Source organism: Thermus sp. H19.2 (assembly GCF_054979525.1).
Window position 1 is genome coordinate 987,185 of the sequence record NZ_CM143429.1, and the last position, 13,095, is coordinate 1,000,279.

Annotated in this window: 14 protein-coding genes, 1 tRNA gene and 1 riboswitch; of the genes, 12 read left to right on the forward strand and 3 right to left on the reverse strand. The window is 68.8% G+C overall.

What is annotated here, in order from left to right; all coding sequences use genetic code 11:
• Positions 1-90 precede the first annotated feature (90 nt).
• Genes ACY5J6_RS05385 through ACY5J6_RS05410 form a run of 6 tightly spaced genes read left to right on the forward strand, consistent with a single transcriptional unit; the run spans position 91 to position 5,443 of the window.
• A complete protein-coding gene (locus tag ACY5J6_RS05385; RefSeq protein WP_462846340.1) occupies positions 91-849 on the forward strand; it encodes an ABC transporter in 759 nt (252 codons plus the stop codon).
• Positions 849-1,754: an ABC transporter ATP-binding protein gene (locus ACY5J6_RS05390; RefSeq protein ID WP_462846341.1), complete on the forward strand. Its 906-nt coding sequence runs from the start codon at positions 849-851 to the stop codon at positions 1,752-1,754. The genes ACY5J6_RS05385 and ACY5J6_RS05390 overlap by 1 nt, the downstream gene beginning before the upstream one ends.
• A gap of 20 nt (positions 1,755-1,774) precedes the next feature.
• Positions 1,775-2,920, forward strand: coding sequence for a pyridoxal phosphate-dependent aminotransferase (locus ACY5J6_RS05395; RefSeq protein WP_462846342.1), 1,146 nt, complete (start codon positions 1,775-1,777; stop codon positions 2,918-2,920).
• A complete protein-coding gene (gene pdhA / locus ACY5J6_RS05400) occupies positions 2,889-3,929 on the forward strand; it encodes a pyruvate dehydrogenase (acetyl-transferring) E1 component subunit alpha (RefSeq protein WP_462846344.1) in 1,041 nt (346 codons plus the stop codon). The genes ACY5J6_RS05395 and pdhA overlap by 32 nt, the downstream gene beginning before the upstream one ends.
• Entirely contained in the window at positions 3,929-4,909 is a 981-nt protein-coding gene (locus tag ACY5J6_RS05405; protein ID WP_462846345.1) for an alpha-ketoacid dehydrogenase subunit beta, read from the forward strand. The genes pdhA and ACY5J6_RS05405 overlap by 1 nt, the downstream gene beginning before the upstream one ends.
• Positions 4,910-4,918: 9 nt before the next feature.
• Positions 4,919-5,443: a Uma2 family endonuclease gene (locus ACY5J6_RS05410; protein ID WP_462846346.1), complete on the forward strand. Its 525-nt coding sequence runs from the start codon at positions 4,919-4,921 to the stop codon at positions 5,441-5,443.
• On the opposite strand, the gene ACY5J6_RS05415 is transcribed toward ACY5J6_RS05410, so the two are convergent.
• Positions 5,440-5,574: a hypothetical protein gene (locus ACY5J6_RS05415; RefSeq protein WP_462846347.1), complete on the reverse strand. Its 135-nt coding sequence runs from the start codon at positions 5,572-5,574 to the stop codon at positions 5,440-5,442. The genes ACY5J6_RS05410 and ACY5J6_RS05415 overlap by 4 nt on opposite strands.
• A 48-nt stretch (positions 5,575-5,622) precedes the next feature.
• Here ACY5J6_RS05415 and hemL point away from each other — a divergent pair, with 48 nt between their 5' ends.
• The 4 genes from hemL to mnmE are packed head-to-tail and all read left to right on the forward strand — an operon-like array spanning position 5,623 to position 8,639.
• Positions 5,623-6,897, forward strand: a complete 1,275-nt coding sequence (hemL, locus tag ACY5J6_RS05420; RefSeq protein ID WP_462846348.1) for a glutamate-1-semialdehyde 2,1-aminomutase — start codon at positions 5,623-5,625, stop codon at positions 6,895-6,897.
• Entirely contained in the window at positions 6,897-7,148 is a 252-nt protein-coding gene (locus tag ACY5J6_RS05425; protein WP_462846349.1) for a type II toxin-antitoxin system HicA family toxin, read from the forward strand. Before hemL ends, ACY5J6_RS05425 begins: the two co-directional genes overlap by 1 nt.
• Positions 7,138-7,344: a hypothetical protein gene (locus ACY5J6_RS05430; RefSeq protein ID WP_347241609.1), complete on the forward strand. Its 207-nt coding sequence runs from the start codon at positions 7,138-7,140 to the stop codon at positions 7,342-7,344. Before ACY5J6_RS05425 ends, ACY5J6_RS05430 begins: the two co-directional genes overlap by 11 nt.
• Positions 7,341-8,639 carry a tRNA uridine-5-carboxymethylaminomethyl(34) synthesis GTPase MnmE gene (mnmE, locus tag ACY5J6_RS05435; RefSeq protein WP_462846350.1) on the forward strand — a complete coding sequence of 433 codons (1,299 nt, stop codon included), beginning with the start codon at positions 7,341-7,343 and terminating at the stop codon, positions 8,637-8,639. Before ACY5J6_RS05430 ends, mnmE begins: the two co-directional genes overlap by 4 nt.
• Before the next feature lie 79 nt (positions 8,640-8,718).
• On the opposite strand, the gene metX is transcribed toward mnmE, so the two are convergent.
• Together metX and ACY5J6_RS05445 are read right to left on the reverse strand one after the other, a co-directional pair.
• Positions 8,719-9,861 carry a homoserine O-acetyltransferase MetX gene (gene metX, locus ACY5J6_RS05440; RefSeq protein WP_462846351.1) on the reverse strand — a complete coding sequence of 381 codons (1,143 nt, stop codon included), beginning with the start codon at positions 9,859-9,861 and terminating at the stop codon, positions 8,719-8,721.
• Positions 9,858-11,123 carry an O-acetylhomoserine aminocarboxypropyltransferase/cysteine synthase family protein gene (locus ACY5J6_RS05445; RefSeq protein WP_462846352.1) on the reverse strand — a complete coding sequence of 422 codons (1,266 nt, stop codon included), beginning with the start codon at positions 11,121-11,123 and terminating at the stop codon, positions 9,858-9,860. Before ACY5J6_RS05445 ends, metX begins: the two co-directional genes overlap by 4 nt.
• Positions 11,124-11,244: 121 nt before the next feature.
• A riboswitch (SAM riboswitch) is annotated at positions 11,245-11,381 on the reverse strand.
• A 115-nt stretch (positions 11,382-11,496) separates the two neighbouring features.
• On the opposite strand from ACY5J6_RS05445, the gene ACY5J6_RS05450 reads away from it, so the two are divergent.
• Positions 11,497-11,573 (forward strand) — tRNA-Pro (locus ACY5J6_RS05450).
• Positions 11,574-11,613: 40 nt separating this feature from the next.
• Positions 11,614-13,092: a Na/Pi cotransporter family protein gene (locus ACY5J6_RS05455; RefSeq protein ID WP_462846353.1), complete on the forward strand. Its 1,479-nt coding sequence runs from the start codon at positions 11,614-11,616 to the stop codon at positions 13,090-13,092.
• Positions 13,093-13,095 lie beyond the last annotated feature (3 nt).

Below are 13,095 nucleotides of genomic sequence, written 5' to 3' on the forward strand. Positions count from 1 at the left end.
GCCGGTGCTAACGTAGTTTAGGGCAGGGGCACTGGTGGAGGGCAGTGAGGGGTAACCCCCAAACTGCCTCCGCACTTTCACGGAGGCAAAGTGTTTTGGCAACTTTGGAGCGAGCTTCTCCTGGACTGGAACCTGACCAAGCGCTACTGGTTCAACCAGGTGGCGGGGCTTTTGGCCTCCGTCCTCTTCTTCTACTCCATGGTCCTGGGCCTGAGAAACCTGGCGCCCAAGGACTTATCCGCCCTCGGGCTGGACCTGGGCCCCCTGCTCCTCCTTTTCACCGCCTTTAGCCTGGTGGTGGCCACCTTCCAGTCCGTGGCGTACAACGTGCAGTCCGAGGCCGCCCGAGGTACCCTGGAGCACCTGGGCCTGGCCCGGGGAGGGCTTCTTCGGCAGCTCCTCCTGCGCGCCCTCGTGCAGGGTCTCGCCGGCATCACCTCTAGCCTCCTTACCCTTCTCCCCCTGGTCCTCCTCCTCGGGGTTAGGCTCACCCCCGCCGCCTGGTGGCCCCTGGGCCTTTTGCCCCTTTACCTGGCCGCCTTGGGCTTCGGCCTCCTCATGGGGGCCACTGCCTTGTACTTCAAGCAGGTGGACGCGTTTTTCACCATCGTCCAGTTCCTCTTCCTGCCCTACTTCTTCTCCCTGGTCCGGTTTGAGCCTTGGATGACCCCGCTGCCCTTTGCCCCGGGGGCCTACCTCCTCCGGCTCGCCTTCACGGGGGAGGAGGTTTCCCCGGGGCTTCTCCCCCTGGCCCTGGTCCAGGCCCTCCTCTTCCTCGGGGTGGGGCTTCTCGCCATGGCCTGGGTCTACGCTGGGGTGCGGCGGACGGGCCTATTAGGGAGGTACTGATGCGGCTTCTGGTGCAAAACGTCCATAAGCGCTTCGGGAAGCTGGAGGCCCTAAAGGGGGTGAGCCTGGAGCTTGGGGCCGGGGAGATCCTGGGCCTTTTGGGCCCCAACGGGGCGGGCAAGACCACCCTCATCAAGGTCGTCCTCGGCCTCCTCCTGCCCGATGGGGGGGAGGTGGTCCTGGAGGAGGGCGGGGCACGGCGCAGGCCCCAGGGCCACGAGTTCGGCGTCCTCCTGGAGGGAAGCCGCAACCTCTACGTCAACCTGAGCCTCCTGGTGAACGCCCTCTACTTCGGGGGCATCCGGGGGCTTCCCCCTAAGGAGGTCCGCCCCCGGTTTGAGGCCTGGCTGGAGCGCTTTGGCCTAAAGGACCGCCTCCACGCCCCTCTCGCCTCCCTCTCCCGGGGGATGCAGCAGAAGGCCGCCCTCGCCCTGGCCCTCGCCCTCAAGCCCCGCTTCCTCCTCCTGGACGAGCCCACCCTGGGCCTGGACCCCGTGAGCCGGAGGGAGTTTGAGGGGATTCTCCTGGAGCTCAAGGAGGAGGGGTGGGGCATCCTCCTCACCTCCCACGACCTCGAGGTGGTGGAGCGGGTAAGCGACCGGGTGGCCTTCCTCCACCGGGGGGAGGTGCGGCGGCAGGGCCCCACCCGGGCCCTCCTCCGGGAGTGGGCCGGGGAGGGGTACCGGGTGCGCCTCGCCGAGCCCAAGGCGGAGGCCCTCCAGAAGGCCCTGGGCCCCGGCTGGAGCGTGGAAGGCCCTGAGGTCCTCTTCTTCCTGGGGCCGTGGGAGGCGCTGCGGGAAGCCTTGGGGGCTTTCCCCGTGGAGGTCCTCGAGGTCTCCCGGGGAACGCCGAGCCTCGAGGCCCTCTTCCTCCACCTCTTCGGGGACCCCTCCCCACGGGCATAAAGTTGCGCTACCCTATCCCCATGCGCCTCCACCCCCGCACCCAAGCCGCCAAGGAGAGCATCTTCCCCAAGATGAGCCAGCTCGCCCAGCGCCTGGGCGCGGTGAACCTGGGCCAGGGCTTCCCCTCTAACCCCCCGCCCCCCTTCCTCCTGGAGGCGGTGCGGCGCGCCCTGGGCCGCTACGACCAGTACGCCCCCCCGGCGGGGCTTCCCGCCCTTAGGGAGGCCCTGGCCGAAGAGTTCGCCGTGGAGCCCGAAAGCGTGGTGGTCACCTCCGGGGCCACGGAGGCCCTTTACGTCCTCTTGCAGAGCCTCGTGGGCTCCGGGGACGAGGTGGTGGTGCTGGAGCCCTTCTTTGACGTCTACTTGCCGGACGCCTTCCTGGCAGGAGCCGAGGCCAGGCTTGTGCGCTTAGACCTCACCCCTGAGGGCTTCCGCCTGGACCTTTCCGCCCTGCAAGGGGCCCTCACCCAAAGGACCCGGGCCCTCCTTCTCAACACCCCCATGAACCCCACGGGCCTCGTCTTCAAGGAGAGGGAGCTAGAGGCCGTCGCCCGCCTTGCCAGGGAGCGCGACCTCTTCCTCATATCCGACGAGGTCTACGACGAGCTCTACTACGGGGAAAGGCTAAGGCGCCTAAGGGAGTTCGCCCCGGAGCGCACCTTCACCGTGGGGAGCGCGGGGAAGCGCCTCGAGGCCACGGGCTACCGGGTGGGCTGGATCGTGGGGCCCAAGGAGGCCATGCCCCTCCTTGCGGGGATGCGCCAGTGGACGAGCTTCTCCGCCCCCACGCCCCTGCAGGCCGGGGTGGCGGAGGCCCTAAGGGTGGCGAGGCGCGAGGGCTTCTACCAGGCCCTGCGGGAAAGCTACCGGAAAAGGCGGGACCTTCTCGCCGGGGGGCTTAGGGCGATGGGGCTTCGGGTCTACGTCCCCGAGGGCACCTACTTCCTCATGGCCGAGCTTCCCGGGTGGGACGCCTTCCGGCTCGTGGAGGAGGCCCGGGTGGCCCTGATCCCCGCCTCCGCCTTCTACCTTGAGGACCCTCCCAAGGACCTCTTCCGCTTCGCCTTCTGCAAGGCCGAGGAGGAGCTTCTCCTCGCCCTGGAGCGCCTGGGGCGTGTGGTAAACTCCCCCCGTGAAGCCGAAGGTGGTGCGGTATCTGGATAAAGGGGAGTTCCCCCTAGCGGAGGAAGAAGCCCTAAGGCTCTACCGGGCCATGCGCCGGGCTCGGTTTTTTGACGAGAAGGCCCTCACCCTCCAGCGCCAGGGACGGCTCGGGGTCTACGCTCCCTTCATGGGCCAGGAGGCGGCCCAGGTGGGGGTGGCCCTGGCCCTGGAGGAAAGGGACTGGGTCGTTCCTTCCTACCGGGAAAGCGCCATGCTCCTCGCCAAGGGGCTTCCCATCCACGTCCTCCTCCTCTACTGGCGGGCCCACCCTGCGGGCTGGGGTTTCCCCGAGGGGGTGCGGGCGGTGAACCCCTACATCCCCATCGCCACCCAGATCCCCCAGGCGGTGGGCCTGGCCCTGGCCGGGCGGTACCGGGGGGAGGACTGGGTGGTGGCCACCTCCATCGGGGACGGGGGCACCAGCGAGGGGGATTTCCACGAGGGGCTGAACTTCGCCGCGGTCTTGGGCGCTCCCGTGGTCTTCCTGGTGCAGAACAACGGCTACGCCATCAGCGTCCCCCGGAGCAAGCAGATGAAGGTGGACTACGTGGCCAGAAGGGCCGAGGGGTACGGGATGCCGGGGGTGGTGGTGGACGGGAACGACGCCTTCGCCGTGTACCTGGAGGCCAAGAAGGCGGTGGAAAGGGCCAGGAAGGGAGAAGGCCCCACCCTCCTCGAGGCCCTCACCTACCGCCTCGCCCCCCACACCACCTCCGACGACCCCTCCCGCTACCGCAGCAAAGAGGAAGAGGAGGCCTGGCGGGCCAAGGACCCGATCCTTCGCCTGAGGAAGGCCCTGGAGGGACGGGGCCTTTGGGACGAGGAGGCGGAAAAGGCGCTTCTCCTTGAGCTTGAGGAGGAGTTCCAGAAGGAGCTCGCCCTGGCCGACGAGGCCCCGGAGCCCAGGCCCGAGGAGATCGTGGAGCACGTCTACAAGGAGATGGGCCCCGACCAGAAGCGGGCCTGGGAAGCCTTAAGGCGGGGCCTCCACGTGGAGGAGGTGGGCTGATGCGCGTCCTCAACATGGTCCAAGCCATCAACGAGGCCCTGGACCTGGCCCTTTCCCGGGACGAGAGGGTCTTGGTCTTCGGGGAGGACGTGGGGCGGCTCGGGGGGGTCTTCCGGGTCACGGAGGGCCTGCAGGCCAAGCACGGGGAGAAGCGGGTCTTTGACACGCCTCTGGCGGAAAGCGGCATCCTGGGGATGGCCATCGGGCTCGCCATGGGGGGGATGCGGCCCGTGGCCGAGATCCAGTTCGCCGGGTTTTTGTACCCCGCCTTGGACCAGATCCTCTCCCACCTCGGCCGCTGGCGGCACCGCTCCCGGGGACGGGTGGGGCTTCCCGTGGTGGTGCGGGCCCCTTACGGCGGGGGCGTCCACACCCCGGAGCAGCACGCGGACTCCCCCGAGGCCATCCTCTGCCACACCCCGGGGGTCAAGGTGGTGATCCCCGCAAGCCCGGAGAGGGCCAAGGGGCTTCTCCTTTCCGCCATCGAAGACGAGGACCCCGTGTTCTTCCTCGAGGCCATCAAGCTCTACCGGGGCGCGAGGGCGGAGGTGCCGGAAGGGTACTACACCCTCCCCCTAGGCAAGGCCCGCGTCCTCCGAGAGGGGAAGGCGGCCACTTTAATCGGCTACGGGGGGATGGTGGAGGTGATGCTGGAGGCGGCGGAGGCGGCCCAGAAGGAGGGGGTGGAGGTGATGGTGGTGGACCTGGAGACCCTGGTCCCCCTGGACGAGGAGACCCTCCTCGAGGCCGTGCGGGAGACGGGCCGGGCCATCGTGGTCTACGAGGCCATGCGCACCGGGGGCTTCGGGGCCGAGATCGCCGCCCGCATCGCCGAGGGGGCCATAGACCACCTCCAGGCCCCGGTGTTCCGGGTGGCGGGCTACGACGCCCCCTATCCCCCCTTCAGCGCCATCGAGCACCTCTACCGGCCAAACGCCAAAAGGGTCCTCGCCGCCCTGAGGAAGGCGCTAACCTACTAGGGAGGCCCCATGGTCAAGACCCGCCTTAAGGCCGAGGAGTTCTTTGTCCTGCCTCTAAAGCGGGGGGAGCTTGTGGACGGGGAGGTCCGGGAGGAGAGGCCGCCCAGGCCGGAGCATGGAAGGATCGCTTTGCGGATCGGTTACCACCTGATGCGTTGGCTGGAGGAAACGGGGCTCGGCGTGGCCGGGGTGGAAGGGGGATTTATCCTGAGGCGGGACCCCGACCGGGTGCAAAGCCCCGATGTCTGGTTCCTCTCCCACGAAAGGCTCAAGGAGGTGGCCCGGGAGGGGTTTTACGAGGGGGCGCCGGACCTCGCCGTGGAGGTGGTCTCCCCGGGGGAGGAGGTCTTGGCCAAGGTGCTGGACTACCTGGGGGCGGGGGCCAAGGCGGTGTGGCTGGTCTACCCGGAGCTCCAGGCGGTGGAGGTCTACGGCCAGGGCGGGGCGGGGAGGCTTTTAAGGTCCCACGAGGCGCTGGAAGGGGGAGAGGCCCTGCCGGGCTTCCGGTTGCCCCTGGAGGCCCTTTTCTCCTAGTTGCCCAAGGGGATGAGGACTACCCCCGCCGCCCCCAGGGCGATGCGGGGCCAGAGACGGCCTCTTCCGAGGAAAAAGGCCCCGATGAGGGCGAGGGCTCCCCTCCCCACCCCGGCCCAGACGGCGTCCATCCCTCCGAGGCTACCCTTTCCCGGGGGAAAGCCGCTAGAGTGGGGGGCATGGAGCGGCCCATCTCCGAGGCTTACTTTCAGGAGGCCAAGCGGCACATCCCGGGCGGGGTGAGTAGCCCCGTCAGGGCCTTCAAGGCCGTGGGCGGCACCCCGCCCTTCCTGGTGCGGGGCGAGGGGGCCTACGTCTGGGACGTGGATGGGAACCGCTACCTGGACTACGTGATGAGCTGGGGGCCTTTGATCCTGGGCCACGCCCATCCCAGGGTCCTCGCCCGGGTGCGGGAGACCCTGGAAAGGGGCCTCACCTTCGGGGCGCCAAGCCCCCTGGAGGTGGCCCTGGCGAAGAAGGTCAAGCGGGCCTACCCCTTCGCGGACCTGGTGCGCTTCGTGAACTCGGGGACCGAGGCCACCATGTCGGCTCTCCGCCTTGCCCGGGGGTACACCCATAGGCCCTACATCGTCAAGTTCCGGGGGAACTACCACGGCCACGCGGACGGCCTTCTGGTGGAGGCAGGCTCAGGGGCCCTCACCCTGGGCGTCCCCTCCTCCGCCGGGGTGCCCGAGGAGTACGCCAGGCTCACCCTGGTCCTGGAGTACAACGACCCCGAGGGCCTGCGGGAGGTGCTGAAGCGGCGGGGGGAGGAGATCGCCGCCATCATCTTTGAGCCCGTGGTGGGGAACGCCGGGGTCCTGGTCCCCACGGAGGACTTCCTAAAGGCCCTCCACGAGGCCCGGGAGTTCGGCGTCCTCCTCATCGCCGACGAGGTGATGACGGGCTTCCGCCTGGCCTTTGGGGGGGCCACGGAGCTTCTCGGCCTCAAGCCCGACCTCGTCACCCTGGGGAAGGTCCTGGGCGGGGGGCTTCCCGCCGCGGCCTACGCCGGGAGGCGGGAGGTCATGGAGCAGGTGGCCCCCCTGGGCCCCGTTTACCAGGCGGGGACGCTTTCCGGGAACCCCTTGGCCATGGCCGCAGGGCTTGCCACCCTCGAGGTCCTGGAGGAGAACCCCGGCTATTACACCTACCTAGAGGCCCTGGGAGCCAGGCTGGAAAGGGGCCTAAAGGAGGTCCTCTGGGAGAAGGGTCTCCCCCACGCGGTGAACCGGGTGGGCTCCATGATCACCGTCTTCTTCACGGAGGGCCCCGTGGTCACCTTCCAGGACGCCAAGCGCACGGACACGGAGCTCTTCAAGCGCTTCTTCCACGGCCTCCTGGACCGGGGCATTTATTGGCCCCCCTCCAACTTTGAGGCGGCCTTCCTCTCCGTGGCCCATAAGGAGGAGGACGTGGAAAGGACCCTGGAGGCTCTAGAGGATGCCCTATAATGGGCGGGAGAGAGGAGCTTCTCGCCAGGGTCCGCGCCCGGGTCGCCAGGTGTTCCTGGGAAGACTTCCTGCGCCTGGCCGAGGCTTACGGCTTCTCCCTGCACGTGGGCAAGGGTAGCAGGAGGAGGTTTGTGCATCCCACCGGGTTAGTGGTCAGCGTCCACGAACCTCATCCGCGAAGCAAGCCCGTTCACCCCGAGGCCGTAAAGGTTTTGCTCAGGGCCATTGGGAGGCTTGAGGATGAGGCTTAAGGTGTTGGTGGAGTACCATCCCGAGCTGGAGGGCGAGCACGAGCCCTACGTGGCCCGGCTTTTGGACTATCCGGAGCTTCAAGGGTACGGGTTCACCCCGGAAGAAGCCCTTCAGGACGCGCTTGCTTTTTTGGAGGAGCACCTGGGCCGGCCCTTGAAGGTGATCCGGGAAGAGGTCCAGGTGGACGTGGCGTGAACCTCAAGGACCCCATCTGCGCCATCGCCACCCCGCCCGGGAAGGGGGCGGTGGGGGTGGTGCGCCTTTCGGGGGAGGGCGCCTTGGAGATCGCCGCAAGGGTCTGGCGGGGCAAGGACCCGAGGCGCCTTGGGGGCGGGCGCTTCACCCTGGGCGAGGTGGTGGACCCCAGGACAGGGGAGGCCATTGACCAGGCCCTCCTCCTCGTCTTCCGCGCTCCCCGCTCCTACACGGGAGAGGACCTGGTGGAGTTCCAGACCCACGGCTCTTTGGCGGTGCTCCGCCGGGTGATGGAGGTCCTGGTGGCGGAAGGGGTAAGGCCCGCCGGGCGCGGGGAGTTCACCTTTCGCGCCTACCTGAACGGCAAGCTGGACCTGGCCCAGGCGGAGGCCGTCTTGGCCCTCGTTGAGGCGGAAGGGGAGCTTGCGAGAAGGCAGGCCCTGAGGGCGCTGGAGGGGGCGCTCTCCCGGAGGATCGCCGGGCTCGAGGGGCGGCTTTTGGACCTCCTCGCCCACGTCCAGGCCCTTTTGGACTACCCGGAGGAAGGGGTGGAGCCCCTGGAGGCGGAAAGGACCCTGAGGGAGGTCCTCGCCGAGGTGGAGGCCCTCCTCGCCCAGGCCCGGGCCTCCCGCCTGGCGCAGAAAGGGGCGCGGCTTGCCCTCATCGGGGCCCCGAACGCCGGGAAAAGCTCCCTTCTAAATGCCCTCTTGGGCTACGAGCGGGCCCTCGTTTCCCCCATCCCCGGCACCACCCGGGACTACCTCGAGGCCCCCCTGGAGCTTTTCGGCATCCCCCTGGTGGCCGTGGACACCGCCGGGGTGCGGGAGACGGAGGACCCCCTGGAAAGGATGGGGGTGGAGAGGGCCCTAAGGATCGCCGAGGAAGCCGACCTGGTCCTCTACGTGGTGGACCGCTCCCTGCCCAAGCCCGCCCCGCCCCCCTTACCCTGGGAGAGGACCCTGAAGGTGGCCACCAAGAGCGACCTCCCCCCGGCCTGGGAGGACCCGGAGTTCCTCCCCGTCTCCAGCCTCACGGGGGAGGGCTTAGACCGCCTCAAGGAGGCCCTGAAGGAGGCCCTTTTGGGGAGGGAAGGCGGAGAGGTGCTCCTCACCGAGCGCCAGGTGGAGGCCCTCCTCCGGGCCAAGGAGCGCCTGGAGGAGGCCCTCTCCCTCCCCGAGGACCTCATGGGCCTGGCCGTGGAGGAGGCGGCCAAAGCCCTCGCCCTCCTCACGGGCAAGGAGGTGGCGGAGGAGGTGGTGGCCCGGGTATTCCGGAACTTCTGCGTGGGGAAGTAATGCCATCCCCTGCTGGCTTGCGCTGGCATGGGGGCCCCGGCACCACGCGCTTGGGCGAAGGATTCACGCCAAAGGGGTATTAGGGGAGGAAGCCCTCCAGGATCTCCTCCACCTGGTCGGTCTCTATGAGGAAGGCGTCGTGCCCGTGGGGGCTCTTGATTTCCCGGTAGCGGGCCCCCGCCATTTTGGCCGCCTGCCGCACCTCCCAGGCGGGGTAGAGGAGGTCGGTGTCGATCCCCACGAAGAGGGTGGGGATGGACCTTAGGCGCTTCAGGGCCTCCTCCACCCCCCCCCGGCCCCGGCCCACGTCGTGGGTGTCCATGGCCCGGGAGAGGACGAGGTAGCTTTCGGCGTGGAAGCGCCGGAGGAACTTCTCCCCCTGGTAGTCCAGGTAGGTTTCCCCAAGCTCGGGCTCCGCGCCCCAGCGGGCCTCAAACCCCTCGGGGGCCCGGTAGCTCATCATGGCGATCCCCCGGGCCAGGGCCAGGCCCTTGGGGGCGGGGTTGCCCCTTTGGTACTCGGGATCTTGCAGGATGGCCTGGCGGGCCAGGTGGTTGAAGGCCCGGGCCCAGGGGCCGTGCCGGGCGGGGGCGGCGAGGACCACGAGTTTCCTCACCCTTTCCGGGTACATGAGGGCGAACTCCAGGGCCACCATCCCCCCGAGGCTTCCCCCAATGAGGGTGGCCTTCTCCACCCCCAGGTGGTCCAGAAGCCTGGCCTGGGCCCGGGCCAGGTCGCGGAGGGTGAGGGGGGGGAAGTCCTTCCCGTAGGGGCGGCCCGTGCGGGGGTTTAGGGAGAGGGGGCCGGTGGAGCCGTAGCAGCTTCCCAGGTGGTTGGCGCTGACCACGTAGTAGAGGGCGGGGTCCAGGATCCGCCCGGGCCCCACCAGGCCATCCCACCACCCTTCCCGCCCGAAGGCTTGTTCCAAGGGGGAGAGGCTTCTGAAGGTCTCCTCGTCGTAGGTCCCCGCCAGGTGGGCGCTCCCCGTGAGGGCGTGGAAGACCAGGACGGCGTTGTCCCGCTTGCGGGAGAGGGCCCCGTAGGTCTCAAAGCGGAGGCGCACCTCAGGGAGGTACCCGCCGAGCTCCGTGTAGAAGCCTTCCCGCCTGGGAAAGAGCACGGCGGTGCGGGGCTTGGGCGGGGGGATGGAGAGGGGGGAGCGGGGGGGCTTGAGGAGGAGGGCTTCGTGCTCTCCCCAGGCCTCCAGGGCGATCTCGCTCATGCCAGGGCCTCCTCCAGCTCGGCTTTTAGGTCCTCCACGTGCTCCAGGCCCACGCTAAGCCGCACCATCTCCGGTAGGACCCCGGCCTGGGCCTGCTCCTCGGGGGAGAGCTGGGAGTGGGTGGTGGAGGCGGGGTGGATGGCCAGGGTGCGGGTGTCCCCCACGTTGGCCAGGTGGGAGATGAGCTTGAGCCGGGAGATGAAGCGCTTGGCCGCCTCGTACCCGCCTTTTAGGCCGAAGGTGAGGACGGCACCCGGCTTTCCCTTGAAGTACTTCTGGGCCCTTTCGTAGTGGGGATGGCCCTCCAGCCCGGGGTAGTTTACCCAGGCCACCTGGGGCCGTTCCAGAAGCCAGTGGGCGAGGTGCAGGGTGTTTTCCACGTGGCGCTCGGCCCGCAAGGAGAGGGTTTCCATGCCCAGGAGGACCACCCAGGCCTCGAAGGGCCCCAGGGCCTGCCCCTGGTCGCGGAGGCCGTCCACCCGGGCCTTGACGATGAAGGCCAGCTCCCCGAAGGCCTCGGTGAGCCTTAGGCCGTGGTAGCCGGGCTGGGGCTCGGTGAGCAAGGGGTAGCGGCCGTTATCCCAGGGGAAGTTCCCCCCGTCCACGATGCCCCCGGCGATCACCGCCCCGTGCCCCCCCACCCACTTGGTGAGGGAGTGGGTGACCAAGGCGGCGCCCCACTCCAGGGGCCTTAGGAGGTAGCCCCCCATGCCGAAGGTGTTGTCCACGATGAGGGCCACCCCCTTGTCCCGGGCGGCCTGGGCCAGGGCCTCGAGGTCGGGGATGTTCAAGGCCGGGTTCCCGATGGACTCCACCCACCAGGCCTGGGTCCTCTCGTCGGTGAGGGCCAGGAACTCCTCGGGGCGCTCCTCGCGGGAGGTGAAGCGCACCTCTATGCCGAGCCTTTTTAGGGTTACCTTGAACTGGTTGAAGGTGCCCCCGTAGAGGTTGGGGGTGGAGACGAGGTTGTCCCCCGCCTGGGCCAGGGTGGTGAGGGCCAGGAACTGGGCGGCGTGGCCGCTAGAGGTGGCGAGGGCGGCCTTTCCCCCCTCCAGGGCCGCCAAGCGCTTCTCCAACACCTCCACCGTGGGGTTCATGATGCGGGAGTAGATGTTCCCGAACTCCTTGAGGGCGAAGAGGTTGGCGGCGTGCTCGGGGCTTTGGAAGACGTAGCTCGTGGTGGGGTAGATGGGGACCTGGCGGCTAAGGGTGGTGGGCTCGGGCTCGTAGCCCGCGTGGAGCTGTAGGGTCTCAAAACGCATACGGCCTCCTTTCCAAAGACCCGCCCTGGGGCGCTTGGCCTTGGAAGGGGCCGTAAAAAGCCCCTTCCCGGCAAGACCGTTCTCTCGCCAAGAAGGGGTTGGGCGTGGCGCTTACCCCCCTCTCTTATCGTCCCCGGGCGTTTCCCCCGCCCGGGCCGGCCTTGGCACCAGCCCCGCCCGCGTCCGGCCATGGAACGGAAGGGGCGGGAGGTTGCCGCGGTTTCACAGGGCCGTACCCTCCACCGCTCTGGATAAGAGAACGGGCTGGTTTTCGCCGCGCCCCGGCGCGGTTAGGAGCTAGTGTAGGAAAACCTCGGGAGGGTGTCAACCCCTTTGACCTTTGGGCCTTTCTCCCCTATACTGGACTCCGCTACGGGGAGTAGCGCAGCCCGGTAGCGCACCTCGTTCGGGACGAGGGGGTCGCTGGTTCAAATCCAGTCTCCCCGACCACCGGCCGGCCTTCGGGCCGGCTTCTCGTTATACTTTCCCCGTGCGCCTCCTTGCGGGCCTGGCCCTTTTCTTTCTGGGCCTCCACCTGGTCTCCGAGGCCCTTTCCGGCTGGAAGGGGCGCCGCCGTCTCCTGGCCCGGGTCTTGGGTTCGCCCGCGGCGGCGCTGGCCTACGGCCTTCTCCTGGGGGCCCTCTCGGGGAGCGGCTCGGGGCTTGGGCTTCTGGCCCTGGCCCTTCTGGAGGTGGGGGTGCTGGCCCACGCCCAGGCGGCCCTCCTCTCCTTGGCGGCCACCGCCGGGGCGGGGGTGTGGGTGGGGCTTCTGGCCTTGGCCAAGGAAGGGGTGCGGGAGGTTTTTCTGGCCCTGGGCCTTGTCCTTTACCTGGTGCCCGCCTGGTGCAGGGCGGGTTTCCTGGCCCTGGGCCTTGGCCTCCTCTTCCTGGGTTTCGGGGAGATGGCGGCGGGGGTGGAGCCCTGGCTAGCCCTGGGGGAAAGGGTGGCCACCCCCCTGGCCGCCTACGGGCTGGGCCTCCTCCTAGGGGGGGTTTTGGGCTCGGCCAACGCGGTGGCCGCCTTAGGCCTTCTTCTCTCGGGCCAGATGGGTACCGGGGTGGCCGTGGGCCTGGTGCTGGGGGCCGGGGTGGGCACCACCGCCACCCTGTTCTGGGCGGCTTTGGCGGGCCGGGAAGAGGCGCTCCGGCTTGCCCTTCCCCTCTTTGTGCATCGCCTTCTCCTTTCCCTCCTCCTCCTACCCCTGGCGGCCTACGGGGCCGGGAACGCCCTTCTTTGGCACCTCTTTAGCCACCTTCTCTATGCCCTTCTCTACTGGCCCCTGAGCGGGGTATACGCCGCCTTGGCCGAGGGCCTTTTTCCTCGGCGCAAGGTGGTTCCCAAGTACCTGCGCTGGGAGGCGCTGGACTCGCCCCTTCTGGCCCTGGCCCTGGCCCGGCGGGAGCTTGCCCGGGTGGCGGACGCCGTGCGGGGGATGCTGGTCCAGGCCATCCGGGTCCTGGCGCAGGAGGAGGGGGGTGAGGCCTCCTTGCAGGCCTTGGAGGAGAAGGTGGACGCCCTCACCCGGGAGTTGGTGCTTTACACCTCGGAACTCGCGAGCCGCACCCGGGAGGAGAAGGCGGTGAAGCTCTTCATGGCCGCCAGCGAGCTGGAACAGCTGGGGGACCTGGTGCGCCGGGTGGTGCGCCAGGGGGAAAGGCTTTGGGGCCAGGGCCTCCGCTTCAGCCAGGAGGGCAAGGAGGAGCTCCTCCAGGCCCTGGGCCGCCTCCTCGCCCGGATGGAGCGTTTGGGAGCGGCTCTGGCCACCGGGGAAAAGGCCCTGGCCGAGGAGGTGCTGAAGGAAGACCTGCGGGAGTACTTCCAAAGCCTGAGGCGGGCCCACCTGCACCGCCTCGAGGCCGGCCTCACGGAAAGCCGGGCCAGCACCCTGGCCCATCTGGACATCCTCCTTACCCTGGAGACCCTGGACCAGGGCCTCCTCCGCCTGGCCCAGCTGGTCCAGGAGCTTTAAGCT